Here is a 21,992-nt window from a genome sequence, read left to right on the forward strand (position 1 = left end):
AAATGATACGAGAAATGGACAATATACTAAATACTTTCACAATTAATTATTTAAGGCCGTTTTTAATGTTTCAAGATTTGCCTCCATCAATGAAAAATATGTTTCTTTGTCCTTGATGTTGTCCTTGGATAAAATAGCTAAATTATGAATTGGTAATGCTTTTGCACCGATTTCTTTTTGGACGACTTTGCCTAGTTTTGATTGGACATTTTGTTCAAAAAGAATATAGTGTAAACCATCATGGTCAGCGATAGAGACTATTTTCTCAAGTTCTTTTTGTGTTGGTTCATTCGTTGTCGAAAGCCCAGAAATACTAATTTGTTCAATACCATAACGTTGTTCCCAATAACCAAACGCAGCATGCGTTACAATTATTTTTTTATGCTTCGCATTTGAAATGGTTTGCTCGTATTCGCTATTCAATTCATCTAACTCTGCTGCAAGCTTTTGATAATTTTCATTGAAAAGGTCTTTATTTTGCGGCATCTTTTTTGCTAAGGAATCACGGATTACCGCAGCCATTTCTTTTGAATAAATCGGATCAAGCCATACATGTGGATTTACATCTCCATGGTCATGGTCGTCATGCTCTTCCTCAGCTGTATGATGATCCTTTGGTAATTGCAATTTATCGGCCGTAGGCACTAACGTAACATCTTCGTTTTTTAATGTCCCTTTTGCGTTTTCCACAAAGCCTTCAAGTCCCAGCCCAATGTAGAAAAATAAGTCTGAATCGGCCAAATTCATCATATCTTTTTGCGATGGTTCAAATGAATGTTCATCAGCACCTGGAGGATAGATGGTTTTTACATCAACATATTTACCGCCGATTCGTTCTGTAAAATATTGAAGTGGATATACTGTTGTATAAATGGTTAATTGATTCTTCTTTTTTTGTGACTGCCCTTTATCATTCGTACAAGCGGATAAAATAAGGCTCAATGGTAATAGAAAAGAAAGTAAAATGATTATTTTTTTCATATTGACTCCTTACAGTTAATTAAATCGGATTAATTACGATTTATAATCGAAAAAATTTTACTCAGTAGAGAAATAAGTGCATAATACGGAACGATTCCGATTTCCATAAGTATCTTACAAAAAAAAAAGCCTAAATGCAAGTATAAAATTTGTTTCAAACATGACAGATTATGTATGCTTAAATAGAAAGGGGAGTAAAAATGAATAACTTAACAGTATTGAACGAGATTCTAGACCACAATAAGAAATTTGTAGAAAGTCACGAATATGAGAAATATGAAACAACGAAATTTCCAAATAAGCAAATGGTGATCCTCACTTGCATGGATACACGTTTGTTAGAATTACTGCCAAAAGCCTTAAACTTGGGAAATGGTGATGCTAAGATTATTAAAGATGCTGGTGCTCTCGTTTCACATCCTTTTGGAAGTGTGATGAGAAGTATACTAATTGCGGTATACCAATTACAGTCACAGGAGGTATTGGTGATCGGTCACCATGATTGCGGTATGAGCGGCTTAAAAGGGGAACCTGTGATTGAGACCATGAAAGAACGGGGAATATCCGAAGAAACCATTAATACACTTTCCTATTCCGGAATAGATATTAAACAGTGGCTTCACGGATTTGATAATGTGAATGAGAGTGTCGAGCACAGTGTAGGAATCATTAAAAATCATCCGTTAATGCCAAAGGGTGTTCCTGTTCATGGATTGGTCATCGACCCAAAGACAGGAAAGCTTGACTTAGTTGTGGATGGTTATCAAAATTAATCCTCCTTTTTTTCAGGGACAGGATCAAATCCTCCAGGATGAAAGGGATGACATTTTAAAATTCGCTTAATCGTCAGCCAGCCGCCTTTTAAAGCACCAAAACGTTGAACCGCTTCTAATCCATAATGCGAACATGTAGGATAAAATCGACATGTTGGCGGTTTTAATGGCGAGATGGCAACTTGATAAAAACGAATAATCGAAAGAAAAAATTTTTTCAACATGAGTTGTCTCCTTTTTTTAATTACTTACAAGATACCATAAATTCGTCTAAATTGTTAATTATAACTAAGTGGATGAAAAAGGTCGGGTTTTATTGTATGATAAATAGGTAGATATGAAAAGGAGTGATATTCATGCCATCAGTTGAAAGCTTTGATTTAGATCATAATGCCGTAAAAGCACCTTATGTGAGACATTGTGGTGTCCATAAGGTAGGGAGTGACGGTGTTGTTAATAAATATGATATCCGTTTTTGCCAGCCAAATAAACAGGCAATGAAGCCTGATGCCATTCATACACTCGAGCATTTGCTAGCATTCAACATTCGCAAGCATTCGGAAAAATATGATCACTTCGATATTATTGATATTTCTCCAATGGGCTGCCAAACTGGCTATTACCTTGTTGTCAGCGGCGAACCTACTGTTGAGGAAATCATTGATCTTCTCGAGGATACAATGAAGGATGCAGTTGAGATTGTCGATATTCCTGCTGCCAATGAAAGACAATGCGGCCAAGCAAAACTGCATGATTTAGAAGGTGCCAAGCGCTTGATGCGTTTCTGGCTTGAGCAAAGCAAAGAGGATCTAAAACAGGTTTTTGCTTAATGTTTCTTAAATTGATGTAAAAAATTCCTATTCAATACGAATAGGAATTTTTCTTATGCCTTCTTTTGTTCCTGGTTAAGTTCTTTCTGGTTATCCTCTTGGTTCATATAAGGATTATCATCTAATGAATCCACAGTATGTTTATAGGTGTATGCTTTTGAAGTAGTAATGACCGCTAGAAGCAAAACGACGATGACAATAATAATACAAACCACTAATACTGTATACATGTCTCTTCCCCCTTTACCTCACATTGTATCATGAATTTTGTTTGATTAATGACAAAAGTGCATAAAAGAAAACTCGCCGATTGGCGAGCCTCTAAGGGCGAAGACAGAGGAGTAGTTGCACTTATGCGTTAGGAAAGTATTAATTTGAAAAATTTATACTTTCCTGGTATTTGCCAAAAAAGGAAGCATTGCGGCTTCCTTGGAATGTTGGTATGTAACATCAATGAATATTTCTAGGATAATAAGTATGTGAACGATGCTGTCCGTACTCTTCTTGGGCAAATTTACCTTTTAAGCTTTCGATGAGATAAAGACCCATTAAATCGTATAGTTCTTGTTTATCCATGTCTTGGATTAACGAAAGAAGATCTTCATGTGACATCTCTTCTAAAAAGGCAAATGTCAGCATGTCAATATCCTCTTCATCCCCTGTTAACTTGTTTCGGTACATCTCATATAATTCATCGACTAATTTCATTACTACACCTCCATTATTTAAAAATATATACTCTTATTGATTTCCCCTAAAAGAATGAAATCATCCCTGCCACCTTATTCTTGAATTGACTGAAAAATCTGTTTTCTTGATTGTATGTTTATTATATCGTATTCATTTCTAAAAAATGAGTCGAAATTTGAAAAAGAATAAATTTTATCTATCTGTACATTACTAAAAAGTAAAAGGGGATGATGCAATGGATGAACAGAAGAAAACCTATTATATTGATGTTGGAACAGGCCATATAACAAGAAATGCCACAAGTTCCACTTGGAGCTATAAAATTCAAGCAAATGATGGAGAAATTACTCAATTACGCGAGTTGTTTGACCAAAACTATTCAACAGAGTGGATAAACTTTTTTCGGGCTCATGTTCCATATGTTCAATATCATTATGATCGGGAAAACGATGCCTACGACAATACGATTCAACAAGTGTATGGCATCCTCCATGAACTTGGTGATGATGAAGCAAAAAGACATATCGAGAGCATGAATATACTACCGAAATAATACTTTTGAGGGAAATCCAAAACTTTAGGATTTCCTTTTTGTTGTTTATAATTATAGCATAATGAAAAAAATGGGGCGGGTTAATTGATGAAACATTTTTTTGATCGTAACAGGAACAAGGTTGAACTTTCTTTTTCACATGGTACCTTCGAAGAGGAAGTAAAGCATGTGCTGGTTATTTGTCAATATAAGGATAGTTGGTTTTTAACGAATCATAAACAACGGGGGCTTGAATTTCCCGGTGGAAAAGTGGAAATAGGGGAGACACTTGAAGAGGCAGCACGAAGAGAGACATATGAGGAGACCGGGGCAATTCTTGACGGCTTAGAATTTATTGCTGAGTATAGGGTTTCTGATCACAATGGGTCATTTGTAAAGGCAGTCTTCTGGGGAACGGTTAAAAGGGTGGAGAAAACCAATACCTACTTTGAAACAAATGGACCTGTTGCAGTGAAGGGGGATATTTTGCAGCTGCGGTTTGGGGATGAATACAGCTTTATCATGCAGGATGAAGTCATCGAAAAATGTGTAAATCGTATAAATCAGCTTCAAATCAAAAAGGAATAGCCGTAATCACTATTCCTTAATGAGTTTTTTTTCTAAAAGTTCCACAAGCTGATACATAATCGTGGCAATTATAGCGATCACCAAAAGTGATAAGAAAACGAGGGTAAAATTAAATACTTGGAAACCGTAGATAATCATATATCCAAGGCCGCGGGACGATACCAGGAATTCTCCCACAATGACGCCCACCCATGATAAGCCGACATTTACCTTCAAGGTCGAGATAATAGTAGGAAAACTCGCAGGGAGAATGGCTTCTTTAAAGCATTGAAAACGCGTAGCTCCAAAGGTTTGCAGCACTTTTAAATAATTTGGATCCACCTCTTTAAATGAGGTATAAACGACAATGGTGGTAATGATGATTGAAATAATCGCACCCATGGCAATAATCGATGGATACCCTGGACCTAGTGCCACAATCAAAATCGGGCCAAGGGCTACTTTCGGCATCGCATTTAGGACAACGAGATAGGGGTCAAGAATTTTTTGAACCAGCGGTGACCACCAGAGAATGGCAGCTAATATCGTACCAAGTAAGGTACCAAGAATAAAGCCAAAAATGGTTTCCGTTAGGGTCACTCCAGTATGTGATAATAATGACCCATCTTGCATTTTATCCAAAAATAAATGCCAGATTTTAGAGGGCGAACTGAAAATCAGCGGGTCAATCCATTGCTTTTGACTTGATAGTTCCCAGCTGGAGAAAAAAACGATAATGATGACGGCTTGATAAAAACGAATCCATCTTTGTTCGATTTTTAACGAATAAATGTAGTTAGAATGAAGGAGTTCTACTTTTTTCTTTTCCTTGTTCAAGAGACTCCAACTCCTTCCATATTGCTTGAAAGATACTTGGGAATACTTCATGGTTTCTTGCTTCAAACGGGGAAACCAATCTTAATTCCTCCGGCATGGTAAAGGTTTTATAAATTCTGCCCGGACTGGGTGAAAGCAAAAAGACGCGATCACTCATGGCAATGGCTTCACCGATATCATGGGTAACGAGAATGGCTGTCTTACCAAATTCATCTAATGTTTGCGAGATTAGATCTTCGAGTTTAAGCTTTGTTTGATAATCTAAGGCAGAAAAGGGTTCATCAAGCATGAGTAATTTAGGTTCAGTGGCAAGTGTCCTTACAAGGGCTGCCCGCTGTCTCATACCGCCAGATAACTGCTTTGGCAGTTGTTTCTCCACTCCGCTTAATCCGATTTGATATAAAAGGTTTAATACGGCCGATTTGTTTTTTTCGTTAAGCTGCCGTGATAGCTTCAATCCCATCAGGATATTTTCTTCTATCGTTTTCCAAGGAAACAAATAATCCTGTTGGAGCATATAACCGATTTGATTTTTCGATGTTGATACGGGATTATTTTCTAGCAAGACTGTTCCTTGGGTTGGTTTAAGCAAACTTGAAATGATTGAAAGCAGGGTTGTCTTTCCACAGCCACTTGGACCGAGGAGGGAGACAAATTCTCCTTCCTCAACCGTTAGTGTGATATCGGAGAGGGCCGTGGTGGCAGAGGCTTTGGTGAAATAGATATGATGGATATCTTGAACTTGTAAAAAGCTCATTTATACGGCCTCCCTTTCCTATTATTTGTTAATGACTTTTTTTGCAATTTCAGTATTCACAAGCGTTTTATGATCTACTTTTTTCGGCAGTTCGCCGGCTTTTTCCATGATGTTCTGCAGATTTGCCCATTCAATTGTGTCTAAGATTGGGTCTTCTGCATACGAGCCTTGGCTCTTATAGCGCTCGACAACGGTTGTCATGATCTCAGGATCTGTATCGGGAAAGTATGGTTCAACCGCTTTGGCAATTTCTTTGGCACTATGGGATGCCACCCACTTTTGTGCCTTATAAATGGCTCTTGTGAATTTTTCTATCGTTTCTTTATTCTTTTTCATATAGCTTTCTTTCGCCATAAAAGTTGTATATGGTACATGGCCGGATTCTTTTCCAAAGGAAGCAACGATATGGCCTTTCCCTTCTTTTTCAAAAATACTTGCCGTGGGTTCAAATAATTGAACGAATTCTCCTGTTCCTGAGGCAAAAGCATTTGCTATATTTGCGAAGTCAATATTTTGGATTAAATTTAAATCTTGATGTGGGTCAATGCCATGCTTCCTTAAGACAAATTCACCCACCATTTGCGGCATGCCGCCTTTACGCTGGCCTAAAAAGGTTTTTCCTTTTAATAAATCCCATGTAAAATTATCGATTTTTTCCCGGGCAACAAGGAATGTGCCGTCAGTTTGTGTCAGCTGCGCAAAATTGATAACAGGGTCATTAGCCCCTTGGGCGTAAACATAAATCGATGTTTCCGAACCAACCAAGGCTACGTCTGCCCCCCCTGAAATAAGGGCTGTCATCGTTTTGTCGCCGCCGGGAGTAGTTGTTAGGGTAATATCTAACCCTTCAGCTTTAAAAAAACCTTTTGCTAAGGCAACATATTGCGGGGCATAGAAAATGGAACGGGTAACTTCCGCAATTCTTACCTTTTCCAATTTCTTAGGCTCCGTTTTGGAATCATTATTACAAGCAACTAAAGAAAACATGAGGATAGCAATGAGAAGAAAGGAGAAACTGAACTTTAACGATTTTTTCATCAAATGAACCTCCTTAATACCGTTAAGAAATCTGGGCTAATTGCCTAAGATATCGTATGAAAAGGAGAAGAATGTGTGAATGCCCAATTATAATAAATTTTTTTAAGGATGGAATGCAGATGTACATAAATAATGGAAAAATCCTTGAACAAACACGTTTTCCTTCGCCCAATCCTAATGTTGAATTAACGGTTATTACATACCTTTCAAATGGATTAAGGGTGAAAGGGATGCTTGCAGCTCCAATCGGTGATGAACCCATGGATGGATTCCTATATTTACGCGGCGGCATTAAGAATGTTGGAAAAGTACGTCCTGCCCGGATTGCCCAGTTTGCTGCCGAGGGCTTTATTGTTTTTGCGCCACACTATCGTGGTAATCAAGGCGGGGAGGGGAATGAGGATTTTGCCGGGGAGGACAGGGATGATGCGTTTGCTGCTTTTTTGCTGTTAAAATCTCTTTCTAGGGTTCGAGATATCCATATCTTCGGCTTTTCACGCGGTGGTGTAATGGCACTGCTGACTGGTATTCATTTCCCTGAAGCAGCATCTGTTGTTACTTGGGGCGGGGTGAGTGACATGGCCCTAACGTATAAAGAGCGGAAAGATTTGCGGAGAATGATGAAAAGGGTCATTGGCGGTACTCCTGATAAGTTTCCAGAGCGGTATCAGGAGCGCACACCCCTTTATCAATTGGAGAGGCTTGCAGCCCCGGTCCTAATTATTCATGGTGTAAAGGATCATAATGTGTCAGTGGAGCATGCATATCGCCTTGAAAGAAGACTAAGGTCACTTGAAAAACCAGTTGATGGTTGGTATTTTTCCGAGTTTACACATTATTTTCCACCAGCAGAGAATAGAAAAGTTGTAGAGGATTTGTCAAAGTGGATGAAAAATCAGAGCAGATGATGGTAATATATAGTTAATACAAGCAGAGGAGCGGATTTTTTTATGGGAATGCCCCTTGAGTTAAATTCGATGATCGTGACAAAAGGCAGGGAGAAGAGAGTAGAGGAAAATCTTTTTGTGCTTGAGAAGGAAGGATACAGACTTTATCCGATCGAGATTCCTATTGCTGTAAGAAAAACAATGGACAGTGATTCAAGTGGAACCGCAGTGATCAAAAAAGTGGAATGGGAAAACAGCGGTACCACGATAACCTATCAATTAATTTCATTGAATTCGACGAACTGAGCAGGCTAGCTTTCCTCCTGCTTTTTCTTTTGGCGTAAAAAGTGTAATAAACAATTAACCCAATCGTCTTATTAGTAGATTAAAAAGTTTTGAACGATTTAGGAAGGGGGGATTTTGTTGGAACGGGGTCATCAGATAGAGAAATGGTTTATTCAATTTGAGAAGGATGTCACCAATTATCTTGTTTATTATACGGGGACCACAGATGTTGAAGATTTGGTTCAGGAAACCTTTTTACGGGCTTTTCGCGCCTTCAGCCGGTTTAAAAACGAATCGAATCCGAAAACATGGCTGATTTCAATTGCCAGAAATACCGCAATTGATTTTTATCGAAAAAAATCCGTCTGGCAGCGATTAAAGGAGCGCCTGGACCAAGAGTCACCAAAGCTTCACGAGCCGCAAACAGAAGAGAGACTAATAAGGAAAATAGAGTATAACCAACTGTACGAGGCGATTAATGAACTAAAACCAAATTACCGGGACGTAATTTTATTAAGAGGCATCGCCGAGCTTTCCTCATTAGAGGTGGGACAGGTCCTAGGCTGGTCAGAAAATAAAGTGAATGTGACCTTTTTTCGAGCCGTAAAGAAACTAAATGAGCGTTTAAGGGAGGGGGAGTATTTTGAGTCATTTATCGGATAAAGAATTGCTTGACGTGTTAGCCGATTTTCCGAGGCATGAATTAACTACGATTCAGAGAACGGAAATGTTAAAGACGATTAGTGAGGCGGAATCGTTTAAGCCAAAGAGGAATTTTCGATTCCAAAGATTCGCAGCATTATCTGCAGTGTTTATCCTCATTCTTATTGCCCCAATCCTTTATTTGACAAATAAAACAGAGGACGAAACACCAAGAAGTGGGTCTGTTATTAAACAGGCACAGGAAGGGGATTATTTTGCTTTACAAGATGAAAATGGTAAACCGCTGTATGGAGATAGTAATTTTGGTATTCCCAATAAAGTCAGCTTGCTGGCTCCAAAGGAATGGGTAGTATGGGATACTAGAGCGACGAGCAAAATTATGGTTTTTTTATGGGGGAAAGATTTAGCTTTAGATCAAACGCTGAATATTGATGCCACACATGTAGAAACAGGAATAAAAGAGCATCTTAATAATACCAGCTTATCAGCTGGTATGTATGGGGCAGATGCCCATGCTGTTGTAGACTTTTTAACTTTTGATAAAAGAGGGAAATGGAATCTTGAATTCACTGTATACAACAGTTTGGGAGAGAAGAAAAAAATCGGCGAATTTTCTATTTATGTGAAAGATCATTATGTCTTACTTGGTCACAGCACCTTATTAATTTCACAAGAAGATTTGTTTGCCGGTTTTTATGAGGATGCTTATATCGAGGTTAAGGGAGAAAACCTGCCTGAGGAAATCGAATTAGAAATAATTAATGAAGAGGATCCTACCGACATTTCCAAGTTTATTTTTAAAGAGAAGACAGATAACACGACAACAGATGGAGACAGGATTTCGATGTATAAAGGAGATTTCCACATTAAGAAGAGTGGTATATATAGTTTTAGTGTGATGGGAGAATCCAATATAGTCATAATAGGAAAGCCTACAGATTAATAAAATTAAAAAAAGCGATTCTCCAAAGGAATCGCTTTTTCAATGGTACCAAATAAGTTATGCAATAGGGCCGCCTTTTTCTTCAATTTCCACAGCAACATTTGTAAACTTTTTAAAGTTTTCACGGAATTTAGCAGCAAGTTCCTTTGCCTTCTTTTCATATGCCACTGGGTCTGCCCATGTTTTATTCGGCTGAAGTACTTCATCCGGAACACCGGCAATATGAAGCGGAATATTCAATCCGAAAATTTCATCTTTAACCGTTTCCACATTGTTCAGTTCGCCTTCCAAGGCGGCTTGAACCATTGCACGTGTGTAGGAAAGCTTCATACGATTGCCGACACCATATTCGCCGCCAGTCCAGCCTGTATTGACGAGAAACACATTTGCATTGTGCTCAAGTATTTTTTCACCAAGCATTTCTGCGTAACGAGTCGCAGGAAGCGGCAGGAATGGTGCACCAAAGCAGGTGGAGAAAGTAGCTTCAGGTGATGTGACACCACGCTCAGTTCCGGCAAGTTTGGAAGTGTACCCACTTAAGAAGTGATACATTGCCTGCTCTTTTGTTAATTTTGCGATTGGAGGTAATACTCCAAATGCATCTGCTGTTAAAAAGACGATTGTATTTGGATGACCGGCAATGCTTGGCTGTACAATATTATCAATCGCTTCAATTGGATAAGCAGCACGTGTATTTTCTGTTAAAGTTCCATCATCATAATCAGGGATTCTCGACTCTTGATTTATGATAACGTTTTCAAGTACAGTGCCAAAACGGATGGCATCAAAAATTTGCGGCTCTTTATCACGAGAAAGATTAATACACTTTGCATAGCAGCCGCCTTCAATATTAAAGACGCCATTTGATGACCAACCATGTTCATCATCACCAATTAATCGGCGGTTTGGATCAGCAGATAAAGTTGTTTTACCTGTACCGGACAGCCCGAAGAAGAGCGCAACATCACCTTCTAACCCGACATTGGCTGAACAGTGCATGGAAAAAATATTGTTTTCTGGCAGCAAATAATTCATTACAGAAAAAATGGATTTTTTCATTTCACCTGCATACTCGGTTCCACCGATTAATACGATACGACGTTCAAAAGAGATGATAATAAAGGTTTCTGAGTTGGTACCATCAATAGCCGGGTCTGCCTTGAAATTAGGAGCAGATATTACTGTAAATCCAGCATCATGTTCAAGTAATTCATCTTCAGATGGACGTATGAATAATTGATGAGCAAATAAATTATGCCAAGCCATTTCATTGATCACTTGGATGGGTAAGCGAGATTTTTTATCAGCGCCGGCAAAGCCTTTAAATACATAAATTTCATTTTGGTTTTTCAAGTACTCAAGGACCTTATGATAAAGATTTGTGAAAACCTCTTCAGAAATTGATTGATTGGAGGGGCCCCAGGCAATTTTATCCTTGGAGGATTCTTCCATCACTATAAATTTATCCTGTGGTGACCGCCCAGTGTATTTACCGGTAGAAACACGAACGGCCCCCGTTAAAGTTAGAGTTCCTTCATTGCGGTTTAAGATTTTTTCAACCAATTGGGGTACTGATAATTGCATTTGGACATTACTTTCATTTAATAATTGCATTAAATCATTTGGAATATGAACAGAATTCATTGAATGAAACCCTTCCTTTATATTCATTATTGTAATAATAAATAGTATAGCACATTTGACGAATTAATCTACACTAATCAATGAAAATGAGTAATATTTTATACTTTATTCCTAAAATACTAAAAAAGTCATGCTATTTTTTTATTATAACAGTTTTATTTTTCCCTTATTTGGAAGGGCAAAAAATTTGCTAAAAAATGCATTGACAATGTTCGCTATTGTAGAGTATTATTCTGATTTGAACGGATACTCTCTTATCCCGAGCTGGTGGAGGGACAGGCCCAATGAAACCCAGCAACCTGCAATATGAGAAGAATGACCGCTAATGGTCCTTTTCAAGTGCAAAGGTGCTAATCTGACGCAAGGCTCATGTCTTGAACGATAAGAGTGAAAGGCCCGGAACAACCTTTCCTCAAATTGGTAAGGTTTTTTGTTTTGTATAAGTCCTTTTGTGAAAAGAGTTTTTAATAATAATCCTTTGTTTATTTCATACTAAGGGAATGAGTACCGTATCAAATCACGAGGTCCAAGAAGTATTCCTGTAACCTTCATAAAACCTCGATTATCTCATAATATAGGAGGAATTCAGATGTCAACAAAACGTCGTTTGTTCACTTCTGAATCAGTAACTGAAGGTCATCCTGACAAGATCTGTGACCAAATTTCTGATTCCATTTTAGATGCTATTTTAGCAAAGGATGCTAATGCCCGTGTTGCCGCTGAAACTTCAGTAACAACAGGACTAGTTTTAGTTGCTGGCGAAATCACAACTTCTACTTATGTAGACATTCCAAAAATTGTTCGTGAAACAATAAAAGGAATTGGATACAATCGTGCTAAGTATGGCTTTGACTCCGAGACTTGTGCAGTGTTAACCTCCATTGATGAACAATCACCAGATATCGCCATGGGTGTTGACCAAGCATTAGAAGCACGTGAAGGTCAAATGTCTGATGAACAAATTGAAGCAATTGGCGCAGGCGACCAAGGTTTAATGTTTGGCTTTGCATGTAACGAAACGAAAGAGCTTATGCCGCTTCCGATTTCACTTGCACATAAGCTTGCCCGCCGTTTAACAGAGGTTCGTAAAGAAGAGTTACTTCCTTACCTTCGTCCAGATGGAAAAACGCAAGTAACGGTTGAATACGATGAAAATGACAAGCCTGTCCGCATTGATACGATTGTTATTTCTACTCAGCACCATCCAGAAGTTGCATTAGAGCAAATTCAACGTAATTTAAAAGAATATGTCATTAATCCGGTTGTTCCACAAGAACTAATCGATGAAAATACTAAATATTTTATTAACCCAACAGGTCGTTTCGTTATCGGCGGACCTCAAGGGGATGCTGGTCTTACTGGTCGTAAAATCATTGTTGATACTTACGGCGGTTATGCTCGTCATGGCGGCGGTGCATTCTCTGGAAAGGATCCTACAAAGGTTGACCGCTCTGCAGCATATGCAGCTCGTTATGTGGCAAAAAATATTGTGGCAGCTGGACTTGCTGAGAAGTGTGAAGTTCAGTTAGCCTATGCAATTGGTGTAGCAAGACCTGTATCCATTGCTGTTGATACTTTTGGTACTGGTAAAGTAAGCGAAGATATTTTAGTTGATCTTGTTAGCAACAACTTTGACCTTCGCCCAGCTGGAATCATTAATATGTTGAACCTGCGCCGCCCAATTTACAAGCAAACAGCAGCTTACGGACATTTTGGTCGTACAGATGTTGACCTTCCATGGGAGCGCACTGATAAAGCTGAAGCATTACGCGAACAAGCAAATTCATAAACAGAAAAAACGGAAGTGCCTTGACCAGGGGCTTATGTCCCCGAGCTAGACAAATAGAAGAAGTGGGAGTTGCATTTTTATGTAACTCCCGTTTTTATTATTCCGTCTAAATTTCTGTATAGTCATTCTGGCGAATAGAATAAAATGTTTAATTAGGTCAAAAGAAGTGAAAAATGTTTGTAACTGATTTTCCTATTGTTCACAGTTCCATTTTTCAAAAAAAGTGGTAGTATTAGAGAGTATGTTTATTTGCAAAAACGTCCTTTGGAAGGATATTTAGAATGGAGTAGGTGAGGTACATAATGTGTGGTTTTATTGGTTGTGTACACGACAAAACACAAAACTATAGTGACGAACAGAAACAACAATTCAAAAATATGAATGATATAATTACTCACCGAGGGCCAGATGATGATGGTTTTTATTATGATGACCATATTCAATTTGGCTTTCGCCGCTTGAGTATTATTGATATTGAGAGTGGTCACCAGCCGCTTACGTATGAAAATGAGCGGTACTGGATTATTTTTAACGGTGAGATTTATAACTATGTTGAGCTTCGTGAAGAGTTGCTAAAGGAAGGCTTAGCGTTTGCAACGAATTCTGATACGGAAGTCATCATCGCTCTTTATAGCCATTTAAAGGAAAAGGCGGTTGAAAAGCTGCGTGGGATGTTTGCTTTTGTTATTTGGGATAAACAAGAGCAGACGCTTTACGGGGCACGGGATCCATTTGGGATCAAACCGTTCTTCTATTTAGAAGATGGGGAAAGAACATTCTTTGCTTCTGAAAAAAAGAGCATGCTGCTTGCAATAGAAAATGATGTTTTAAATTATGATTCCTTACAGCACTATTTAACCTATCAATTTGTTCCTGAACCAAATACATTATCAGAGGGAATAAAAAAATTAGAGCCAGGCCATTATTTTACGAAAAAAATCGGCTCTGCCATGGAAATCAAAAAGTATTGGAAGGCAAAATTTAAGCCAGTCCATAAATCAGAAGATGATTTTATTAAAGAGATAAAAGATGTTCTATTTGATTCAGTAGAAAAGCATATGCGTAGTGATGTTCCGGTTGGTTCTTTCCTTTCCGGCGGAATCGATTCTTCGATTATTGCATCGATTGCGAAGGAATTTCATCCTGCCATCAAGACATTCTCTGTAGGATTCGATCACAACGGCTTCAGTGAAATTGATGTCGCTAAAGAAACGGCAGAAAAGCTTGGTGTTGAAAACATCAGCTATGTCATTTCACCTGAAGAATATATGAATGAAGTTCCAAAAATCATGTGGCATATGGATGACCCGCTTGCTGATCCAGCCTGCGTGCCGCTATATTTCGTTGCTCGTGAAGCACGTAAGCACGTAACGGTCGTTCTTTCAGGTGAAGGTGCGGATGAATTATTCGGTGGCTACAATATTTATCGTGAACCGCAATCGCTAGAGGTATTTAATAAAATCCCAAGAGTCGGAAAAGTGTTGTTAAAAGGGATAGCAGGCATTATGCCTGAAGGGATGAAAGGTAAAAGCTTTATTGAGCGAGGCGTAACCCCAATGGAAGATCGTTATATTGGGAATGCGAAAATGTTCACGGAAGAAGAAAAGCGTGATCTTTTAAATGTGTATCGTGATGGGTTGAACTATACAGACATAACGAGACCTCTTTACGAAGAGTCCAGAGGTTACGACCCGGTTGACCGAATGCAATATATTGATATTCATACCTGGATGCGCGGTGACATTTTACTGAAGGCAGATAAAATGACAATGGCTCATTCATTGGAGTTGCGTGTGCCATTCCTTGATAAAGCTGTGTTTGAGGTAGCATCGAAAATTCCTACAAGCTTGAAAACAGCTAATGGAACAACCAAGTATATTTTGCGAAAAGCAGCAGAAGGAATTGTGCCAGCACATGTACTTGACCGGAAGAAACTTGGTTTCCCAGTGCCAATTCGCCACTGGTTAAAAAATGAAATGAACGATTGGGCGAAAAAAATCATCCGTGAAAGTAACACGGATCATTTAATCAATAAAACGTACGTTTTGAGTTTACTTGAAGACCATTGCCAAGGGAAAGCCGACAACAGCCGAAAAATCTGGACGGTTCTCATGTTTATGGTTTGGCATCAAGTATATGTTGAGAATGTTTATTCTTTTCAACGTGATTATGCCTTACAAAAAGAATTACAATTAATGAAACATTAATAGGAAAGCACCCAATTGTTTTAGTTGGGTGCTTTTTTGTCTTGATTTTTTTCATTATTTGTATAAAAAGCCATTAATGAAGTCTTTTGTTCAAATAATCAGCTGAAAAACCAAAAATATGTGCCAATCTTTCAAGGAAATGAGCCAATTGATTTCTGAAGCTTTTATTTCCATTAAATTATGATTGAAGTGACTTATAATATTGGCCCTTTTCCGCATATTCTGTATAAATGCGTTTCATTTCATTTTTATCCTCCGGGGTTAATTCTCTAATAACTTTAGCAGGTCTGCCGAATGCTAAAGTATTAGGGGGAATTTTCTTCCCTTGTGGAACAAGACTGCCGGCGCCAATAAATGCACCTTCACCGATTTCAGCGTTATCAAGAATAATGGATCCCATACCGATTAATGCTCCTTTTCTTACGATGCAGCTGTGAAGGATCACCTGATGCCCAATTGTTACTTCATCTTCTAAAATTAGCGGGTTATTAGGACTTTGGTGTAAGATAGAGTTATCTTGGATATTCACTTTATTGCCAATCCTCGTTGGTGCGACATCACCTCTAATACTCGAATTAAACCAGACACTGGACTGTTCGCCTATTTCGACATCACCAGTTATTGTTACATAATCAGCAATAAATGCGGTGTCAGCAATTAACGGGTATTTATCTTTATAAGGGTAAATCATTTGTTTCGCTCCTTTTTAAATGATGATTCTATTTTATCGATGCTTAAAGTGATTTTCAAAAAATTCACCTTATTTACTTAAACAATTGCTTATTACTTTTTTCAAGGGGGAAAAAATATGTGGAAGTGGGAAGCTGAAGGAGAAGCAAAAGCGGTAATCGTAATCGTTCATGGTGCAATGGAACACCATAGGAGATACGGCTGGCTGATCGAAATGTGGCGGTTATCGGGATTTCATGTCATTATGGGCGACCTTCCAGGGCAAGGCATGACAACTAGAGCCAGCCGAGGCCATATTGATTCCTTTGATGAATATATCATTGAGGTAAAGGATTGGGTTCAAGCAGCTTACCGCTATGAACTGCCAGTGTTTTTAATAGGACATAGTATGGGGGGCTTGATTTCCATCCGCTTATTACAGGAAGAACGATTAAATATTGCAGGAGTGATTCTTTCATCCCCATGTTTAGGACTCATTCATACTCCATCAAAATTATTAGATACAATGTCACATCTTTTTAATGTTGTTTATCCTTCCTTAAGGATGAATTCAGGATTAACTGTCTCAATGGCGACAAGGAACGAAGATGTAAGGGAAGCTGATACCAATGATACGCTTTACGTGACAAAGGTTTCTGTCAGATGGTATCGTGAACTTGCGGATGCCATAAAACAGGCATTCTTAAACCTCGAAAAAATACAGGATATTCCCATGCTCGTGATGCAGGGCGGCGATGATAAGATTGTAAATAAAAAAACTGTTAAAGAATGGTTCAATCATGTGCCTTTATCGGAAAAAAGGTATAAGGAATGGCCTAACTGCTATCATGAAATATTTAATGAACCAGAGCGGGAAGAGGTTTTTGAATATGCAAAGGATTTTGTTAACAGTCAATTAAAAGCAATTGGTTATATCGTATAGAAAAGCGGATGCGACCGTATAGCGACGTTTGGCCACTTATCGTTTGCTGGGAGTTGAGGCTGGCCAGTTATCAAAGTTAAATAAATCAATTCTTATCATTAAGAAAGGTTGTTGTAATCCATGATGCCAATCACCCTCATGTCAAGGGTCTATCGAAAAATCCTTCCAGCAGTCCATCAAGAATTGGCTTATTGGAAAAGGCGTGCTGAAAAAATTCCGAACCCTGAGCTTAGAAATCAAGCTCTTGCCAGTATTGAGCACAAAACCTTCCACTGTGAGGGGGGAGCTATTCTTGCACTCACAGCCGGTAAGCATTATAAAAAAGCAGTCAAGTTTATCGTCGCTTATCAAACAATCAGTGACTATTTAGATAATCTGTGCGACCGGAGTACGTCCCTTGATCCTGATGATTTTGCTGCCTTGCACGAATCGATGTCAGATGCACTTGTTCTACATACTGAAGAGAAAAATTATTACCGCCTTCGCTTGGATCAGGATGACAATCAGTATTTGTATGATTTGTCGGCAACATGTCGTTCTGTTTTAAGGGAGTTGGAGCATTATGATGTCATTAAAGATTATCTCCTCGAGTTATGTCAGTACTATTGTGACTTGCAAATAAACAAGCATGTGGTGAAGGAGGAGCGTGTACCAAGGCTGGAAAAATGGTTTCGTTATTATCAGGATGATCTGCCTGATATGGAATGGTATGAATTCTCGGCCTGCTCCGGTTCCACACTTGGGATTTTTTGCTTAATCTCGTATGCGATGCGTGAGGACTTTCAGGCGAAAGATGCTGAAAATATTCGTAAGGGATATTTTCCTTATATACAGGGGTTACATATTCTTTTGGATTATTTTATTGACCAGGAGGAGGACATTGCGGGAGGCGACTTGAATTTTTGCTCCTACTATAAAAGTGAGGAAACACTTTTCAATCGCTTAAAGCATTTTGTGATGGAGGCTGACAGGCATACCGAGTACCTTCCACACAAAAAATTTCATCAGCTCATTAATCGTGGCTTGTTAGGGATCTATCTATCAGATGCAAAGGTCCGTAAACAAAAAAATGTCCGTAAACTGGCAAAAGGAATCATAAAATCAGGTGGCTGGATTAGTTATTTCTTTTATTTCAATGGACTGGCCTACAGGTCAATACAAAAATCAGTACCTGCGTTTGTGACGAGATTAATGGCAAAATAAAAAACCAGGCGAGGCCTGGTTTTACCTTTTTTCAATCGCAACTATAAACGGCGGGTTATTTTGTTGATTAATAAATTGATATTGCAGTACATGGGCTGTTCTTTGATCTAACTGTTGACAATATTGAAGAAGAATATCCCTTTCCACAGCACCTTGTTCGTGCCCGTGATAAATAACAAGTACAATTGTTCCTTCTGGTGCCATTATATCCAACAACTGCTCAATTGCGGCAATTGTTGTCTCTGGCCGGGTTACTATCGTTTTATCGCTGCCAGGCAGATAGCCAAGGTTAAAAATAGCGCCGGTAAGTTTTCCATGAACATCAGTTGGGATCTTAGCAGAAAGCTGCTCATGGCCTCCATGAAAAATGGTAACATGCTTTAACAGACCCAGCTGCGATAATCGCTCTCTAGTTGCTGCAATCGCTTCTGCCTGGATATCAAAGCCATAGACCATCCCGTTTGCTCCTACAAGTCCAGCTAAAAAAACGGTGTCATGTCCATTTCCTACTGTTGCATCAACCACAAAATCACCAGGTTTTACTGCTTTTTCGAGTAAATTTTTTGCAAAGGGAAGAATACGCTCCATTTTCATCGGTTTAAAGCCCCTTGATAGTATTTGCCCTGCCAGCTGTCTCTTCGCTTTAGTTCTGCATCAATGGCATTCAACACTTCCCATTTATTTACACTCCACATTGGGCCGACCATCAAGTCAATTGGGCCGTCACCCGTAATGCGATGAACAATCATTTCTGGCGGTAAAATTTCCAATTGATCGCATACTAAGTTTACATAGTCTTCTTGTGAGAGGAATTCAAGCATTCCTTTTTCATATTGCTTGACCATTGGCGTGCCTTTTAGAAGGTGAAGCAGGTGTATTTTTATTCCTTGCACATCTAATTTTGCAACTTCATGGGCCGTTTCCATCATCATGTCATATGATTCAAGCGGCAACCCATTTATAATATGAGAGCAAATGCGAATTCCATGCTTTCTTAACTTGTTAACTCCTTCAACATAACATTGAAAATCATGGGCACGGTTGATGAGTGATGCAGTACGTTCATGCACCGTCTGCAGCCCAAGCTCAACCCATAAGTAGGTTCGTTCATTTAATTCCGCTAAATACTCAACGACATCATCCGGTAGACAATCCGGGCGGGTTGCAATTGATAAACCTACGACACCTTCTTGCTTAAGGACGGTTTCATATTTTTCACGAAGGACATCAATGGGTGCATGGGTATTTGTGAATGCTTGAAAATAGGCCATGTATTTGCCGTCTTTCCATTTCGTATGCATTTTTTCTTTAATTTCGTTGAATTGCGTCTCCAGGGTCTCAACACGATTTCCGGCAAAATCACCTGAGCCGGCAGCACTGCAAAAAGTACAGCCCCCATGTGCCACAGTACCGTCACGGTTCGGACAATCAAAGCCGCCATCTAGTGCTACTTTAAACACTTTATGGCCAAAATGCTGACGAAGGTGATAATTCCATGTATGGTACCGTTTATCATCTGATGCATATGGAAAAGGTTTTGTCTGAAGCATGTCAGAAAACCTCCTTTTTTAAAAGTAAAGTTTACATAAGGACAATTTTAACATGAAGCGAAAGCCTTATCCAATTGTAATTGTTTCAAGTGGAATTAGCATTATTTATCCCGCATTAACGTGCAGCATGCAGTAAGCCCCACAATCTAAGACTTTGATGTAAAAAAGGATAAGTTGGGGATTAACAGCCCGTAAAAGCCCGATTGGTTCAATTAATCATTGTTGGGGGATGGAAAAAACCTCCAAAGATGGAAGTTTCACTTTATCTAACTGTTTGTGTAATAGGAAAAAGCATGGAGAACACAATAAGAAATGAAGCAGTGTGTGCTTCATAATTGGATTGTGCCATAACATTAAGGAGGTTCTTAGATGGCTACTCGCGAATCAATGGACAATTTAATGCAGCAAGTTGAGGATACAATTCGCTATGCAGAGGAACAATATAAACAAAGCAGCCTTCAGGAGCATTATAATGACGATAATTATACAGATGCGCTGCAACAGCTAGAGGAGACCTATCAAGATATTGCAAAAATGGCCCATAGTGCGAATTCGCAGCAGAAGGAACAACTCCATAGAATGAGACTTCAGCTTCAGCAGTTACAAAACTCCATGATTTTAGAAGAGCATTAAGAGGAGGAGAACCTTATTGAAAAAACGGTCAAAGCATCAAAATCCTGAACAAACAACACGAAATGGCATCAATAATCAAGATCTCGAACTTGGGCAGGATGTCGATCTTGTAAAACAAGCGAAAAAGAAATATGAAAAATCAGGTGGTCAGCCGGTTAAATCTAAAATGCATCAAGAAAAATAAAAAAAAAATCCCTCAACATTATTGTTGCGGGATTTTTTTATTAAATTTTTTACCAAAAAAACGGCAATGTTTCATCAAAATACGATCGCTCCAAACCCTAAATATCAAATTCTTAATAAAAACAACATCAAAATAGAAAAAATCGCGTTCACACTTTGGCAACAACTTAGATTTATTTTGTGATGTAGGTCACAGAATGGGTTTTTTATACATGGTTTAAATAAGATATAGATTAGCAATTTTCATTCCAAATACACCACTTTTTGGGTGGAAAAAGGGTGGAGTGTAGCTTAAGTGAATCAGGCAATCTAAACATGTGAAAGATATTTATTTTTCACAACGAAATAGGTATTTATGAGCTTTGCTTACACCGTCTTTATTATTATTTTAGGTTGGTTCTTTGAAGGAATTCTAATTCTAAAAAAGATGACAGCGTTAACACCATTTCGTTTTGGATAACTAATCAAGTTTACTGAGCATTTTTTTTAGAATTTTATGTGAACATGTTCACATTTTATCCACAAATTTGCCTTGCAAAGGAAGTAAAAATATGAAAAAGCACTTATTCATTTTTAGCATTGTCTTGGCCTTAATGTGTCCTTCGATTAGCTTTGCTGAAAATAACACCATTTTAAGCATGGAAGAGTTGACGATTCAAGTTATGCCGGAGTTTGCTTATCATCCAAGTGATCAAAAAAAAGACCATGCACCACTGTTAATTGGTTATCAGGGGTCAATGGTAAACAATTCCGATCAGCCGCAGAAGGGACAAATTGAAATCCCGCTTCCAATGGGGGAAAAGAATTTTCGGATTGGCTATGTGGCCGATTACTCAGCTGATTTACAGAAGGCTTATGAAATCGAATATATCATTGACCGTGATAAAGGAACGATTTCTTGGACAACAAGTGAAGAGATTGCACCTAAAGAACGATATAAATTTGTTATTGAGTTTTATACAGACAGCTTAAAGGTTAATAAGGAAAAGAAAACATTATCATATCAGTTTAAAAGCTTTACAGACATTGGACTCGTCAATGTTACTTTTACACAGCCGTCTAAGGCAAAAAAAATGAAGCTCACACCGGCACCGGAGGAAAAACAAAATCATGCTGACGGAGATAACACCTTCTCCTATTTATTTCAAAATGTAAAAGCAGGTGAAGAAAAAAACTTCACTTTAACATATGAACGCAGTGAAACAAAACCAACTACAGAACTCACGAATAATAAAAACTCAGAGAAACAGGAAAAAAAGGAGAATAAGATATCCACAAGTCTCGCGCTTGGAGCATTTTGTGGGGTCAGTGTTCTTTCTTTAGGTGCATTGACCATTTTAATTAGAAATCGAAAGAAATAGCAAAAACGCTTTTAATAGCGTGATTCA

At 38.5% G+C, this 21,992-nt stretch carries 26 protein-coding genes and 1 riboswitch; of the genes, 15 read left to right on the forward strand and 11 right to left on the reverse strand.

What is annotated here, in order from left to right; genetic code table 11:
* Positions 1-42 precede the first annotated feature (42 nt).
* The gene (locus V7150_RS18415) at positions 43-981 is read right to left on the reverse strand and encodes a metal ABC transporter solute-binding protein, Zn/Mn family (protein WP_335521243.1); all 939 of its coding nucleotides are present in this window, start codon (positions 979-981) and stop codon (positions 43-45) included.
* A gap of 200 nt (positions 982-1,181) precedes the next feature.
* On the opposite strand from V7150_RS18415, the gene V7150_RS18420 reads away from it, so the two are divergent.
* Positions 1,182-1,754, forward strand: coding sequence for a beta-class carbonic anhydrase (locus tag V7150_RS18420; RefSeq protein ID WP_335521245.1), 573 nt, complete (start codon positions 1,182-1,184; stop codon positions 1,752-1,754).
* Here V7150_RS18420 and yidD read toward each other — a convergent pair.
* The gene (gene yidD / locus V7150_RS18425) at positions 1,751-1,978 is read right to left on the reverse strand and encodes a membrane protein insertion efficiency factor YidD (RefSeq protein ID WP_283919882.1); all 228 of its coding nucleotides are present in this window, start codon (positions 1,976-1,978) and stop codon (positions 1,751-1,753) included. The two genes, V7150_RS18420 and yidD, sit on opposite strands and share 4 nt — an antisense overlap.
* 132 nt (positions 1,979-2,110) lie before the next feature.
* Between yidD and V7150_RS18430 the strand changes: the two genes are divergently transcribed.
* Positions 2,111-2,584, forward strand: coding sequence for an S-ribosylhomocysteine lyase (locus V7150_RS18430; RefSeq protein WP_335521247.1), 474 nt, complete (start codon positions 2,111-2,113; stop codon positions 2,582-2,584).
* Between the two features lie 53 nt (positions 2,585-2,637).
* On the opposite strand, the gene ytzI is transcribed toward V7150_RS18430, so the two are convergent.
* On the reverse strand, positions 2,638-2,814 hold the full coding sequence (ytzI, locus tag V7150_RS18435) for a YtzI protein (protein WP_335521249.1): 177 nt from the start codon (positions 2,812-2,814) through the stop codon (positions 2,638-2,640).
* A 220-nt stretch (positions 2,815-3,034) separates the two neighbouring features.
* Positions 3,035-3,292 carry a DUF6154 family protein gene (locus V7150_RS18440; RefSeq protein ID WP_335521251.1) on the reverse strand — a complete coding sequence of 86 codons (258 nt, stop codon included), beginning with the start codon at positions 3,290-3,292 and terminating at the stop codon, positions 3,035-3,037.
* A gap of 217 nt (positions 3,293-3,509) precedes the next feature.
* Between V7150_RS18440 and V7150_RS18445 the strand changes: the two genes are divergently transcribed.
* Both V7150_RS18445 and ytkD read left to right on the forward strand, forming a co-directional pair.
* Entirely contained in the window at positions 3,510-3,827 is a 318-nt protein-coding gene (locus V7150_RS18445; RefSeq protein WP_283919878.1) for a hydrolase, read from the forward strand.
* Positions 3,828-3,914: 87 nt separating this feature from the next.
* Positions 3,915-4,394, forward strand: coding sequence for an RNA deprotection pyrophosphohydrolase (ytkD, locus tag V7150_RS18450; RefSeq protein WP_335521253.1), 480 nt, complete (start codon positions 3,915-3,917; stop codon positions 4,392-4,394).
* Between the two features lie 9 nt (positions 4,395-4,403).
* On the opposite strand, the gene V7150_RS18455 is transcribed toward ytkD, so the two are convergent.
* The 3 genes from V7150_RS18455 to V7150_RS18465 are packed head-to-tail and all read right to left on the reverse strand — an operon-like array spanning position 4,404 to position 7,005.
* Entirely contained in the window at positions 4,404-5,210 is an 807-nt protein-coding gene (locus tag V7150_RS18455) for an ABC transporter permease (RefSeq protein ID WP_335521255.1), read from the reverse strand.
* On the reverse strand, positions 5,170-5,967 hold the full coding sequence (locus tag V7150_RS18460) for an ABC transporter ATP-binding protein (protein WP_335521257.1): 798 nt from the start codon (positions 5,965-5,967) through the stop codon (positions 5,170-5,172). The genes V7150_RS18455 and V7150_RS18460 overlap by 41 nt, the downstream gene beginning before the upstream one ends.
* A 21-nt stretch (positions 5,968-5,988) precedes the next feature.
* Positions 5,989-7,005, reverse strand: a complete 1,017-nt coding sequence (locus tag V7150_RS18465; protein ID WP_335521259.1) for an ABC transporter substrate-binding protein — start codon at positions 7,003-7,005, stop codon at positions 5,989-5,991.
* Positions 7,006-7,124: 119 nt separating this feature from the next.
* Between V7150_RS18465 and V7150_RS18470 the strand changes: the two genes are divergently transcribed.
* From V7150_RS18470 to V7150_RS18485, 4 genes are all read left to right on the forward strand, one after another.
* A complete protein-coding gene (locus tag V7150_RS18470; protein ID WP_335521262.1) occupies positions 7,125-7,913 on the forward strand; it encodes an alpha/beta hydrolase family protein in 789 nt (262 codons plus the stop codon).
* A 42-nt stretch (positions 7,914-7,955) separates the two neighbouring features.
* Positions 7,956-8,198, forward strand: a complete 243-nt coding sequence (locus V7150_RS18475; protein ID WP_335521263.1) for a DUF2584 domain-containing protein — start codon at positions 7,956-7,958, stop codon at positions 8,196-8,198.
* 117 nt (positions 8,199-8,315) lie between these two features.
* On the forward strand, positions 8,316-8,840 hold the full coding sequence (locus V7150_RS18480) for an RNA polymerase sigma factor (protein ID WP_335521265.1): 525 nt from the start codon (positions 8,316-8,318) through the stop codon (positions 8,838-8,840).
* Positions 8,821-9,783: a hypothetical protein gene (locus tag V7150_RS18485; protein WP_335521267.1), complete on the forward strand. Its 963-nt coding sequence runs from the start codon at positions 8,821-8,823 to the stop codon at positions 9,781-9,783. The genes V7150_RS18480 and V7150_RS18485 overlap by 20 nt, the downstream gene beginning before the upstream one ends.
* A gap of 57 nt (positions 9,784-9,840) precedes the next feature.
* On the opposite strand, the gene pckA is transcribed toward V7150_RS18485, so the two are convergent.
* Complete coding sequence (pckA, locus tag V7150_RS18490) at positions 9,841-11,427, reverse strand: phosphoenolpyruvate carboxykinase (ATP) (RefSeq protein ID WP_335521269.1); 1,587 nt, start codon at positions 11,425-11,427, stop codon at positions 9,841-9,843.
* Positions 11,428-11,678: 251 nt separating this feature from the next.
* Positions 11,679-11,815, forward strand: a riboswitch (SAM riboswitch).
* Between the two features lie 201 nt (positions 11,816-12,016).
* Here pckA and metK point away from each other — a divergent pair.
* Positions 12,017-13,216 carry a methionine adenosyltransferase gene (gene metK / locus V7150_RS18495; protein WP_335521271.1) on the forward strand — a complete coding sequence of 400 codons (1,200 nt, stop codon included), beginning with the start codon at positions 12,017-12,019 and terminating at the stop codon, positions 13,214-13,216.
* Positions 13,217-13,518: 302 nt separating this feature from the next.
* Positions 13,519-15,423: an asparagine synthase (glutamine-hydrolyzing) gene (gene asnB, locus V7150_RS18500; RefSeq protein WP_335521273.1), complete on the forward strand. Its 1,905-nt coding sequence runs from the start codon at positions 13,519-13,521 to the stop codon at positions 15,421-15,423.
* A gap of 178 nt (positions 15,424-15,601) precedes the next feature.
* Here asnB and V7150_RS18505 read toward each other — a convergent pair whose 3' ends face one another.
* Positions 15,602-16,114, reverse strand: coding sequence for a gamma carbonic anhydrase (locus tag V7150_RS18505; RefSeq protein WP_283919866.1), 513 nt, complete (start codon positions 16,112-16,114; stop codon positions 15,602-15,604).
* Positions 16,115-16,231: 117 nt separating this feature from the next.
* Between V7150_RS18505 and V7150_RS18510 the strand changes: the two genes are divergently transcribed.
* Positions 16,232-17,035, forward strand: a complete 804-nt coding sequence (locus tag V7150_RS18510; protein WP_335521276.1) for an alpha/beta hydrolase — start codon at positions 16,232-16,234, stop codon at positions 17,033-17,035.
* 120 nt (positions 17,036-17,155) lie between these two features.
* A complete protein-coding gene (locus tag V7150_RS18515; RefSeq protein WP_335521278.1) occupies positions 17,156-18,238 on the forward strand; it encodes a tetraprenyl-beta-curcumene synthase family protein in 1,083 nt (360 codons plus the stop codon).
* A gap of 21 nt (positions 18,239-18,259) precedes the next feature.
* Here V7150_RS18515 and V7150_RS18520 read toward each other — a convergent pair whose 3' ends face one another.
* Positions 18,260-18,832: a class I SAM-dependent methyltransferase gene (locus V7150_RS18520; protein ID WP_335521280.1), complete on the reverse strand. Its 573-nt coding sequence runs from the start codon at positions 18,830-18,832 to the stop codon at positions 18,260-18,262.
* On the reverse strand, positions 18,829-19,788 hold the full coding sequence (locus V7150_RS18525) for a TIGR01212 family radical SAM protein (protein ID WP_335521282.1): 960 nt from the start codon (positions 19,786-19,788) through the stop codon (positions 18,829-18,831). The genes V7150_RS18520 and V7150_RS18525 overlap by 4 nt, the downstream gene beginning before the upstream one ends.
* Before the next feature lie 369 nt (positions 19,789-20,157).
* Here V7150_RS18525 and V7150_RS18530 point away from each other — a divergent pair, with 369 nt between their 5' ends.
* The 3 genes from V7150_RS18530 to V7150_RS18540 all read left to right on the forward strand — a co-directional run bounded on the left by V7150_RS18530 (position 20,158) and on the right by V7150_RS18540 (position 21,965).
* Positions 20,158-20,421 (forward strand): YtzC family protein, encoded by a 264-nt coding sequence (locus V7150_RS18530; RefSeq protein ID WP_335521283.1) that lies wholly within the window; start codon positions 20,158-20,160, stop codon positions 20,419-20,421.
* Between the two features lie 16 nt (positions 20,422-20,437).
* A complete protein-coding gene (locus V7150_RS18535) occupies positions 20,438-20,605 on the forward strand; it encodes a glycogen biosynthesis protein GlgD (protein WP_335521284.1) in 168 nt (55 codons plus the stop codon).
* Positions 20,606-21,155: 550 nt separating this feature from the next.
* A complete protein-coding gene (locus V7150_RS18540) occupies positions 21,156-21,965 on the forward strand; it encodes a hypothetical protein (RefSeq protein ID WP_335521286.1) in 810 nt (269 codons plus the stop codon).
* Positions 21,966-21,992 lie beyond the last annotated feature (27 nt).

Origin of the sequence: Neobacillus drentensis, assembly GCF_036965245.1 — a bacterium.
Lineage (GTDB): Bacteria > Bacillota > Bacilli > Bacillales > Cytobacillaceae > Neobacillus > Neobacillus drentensis_G.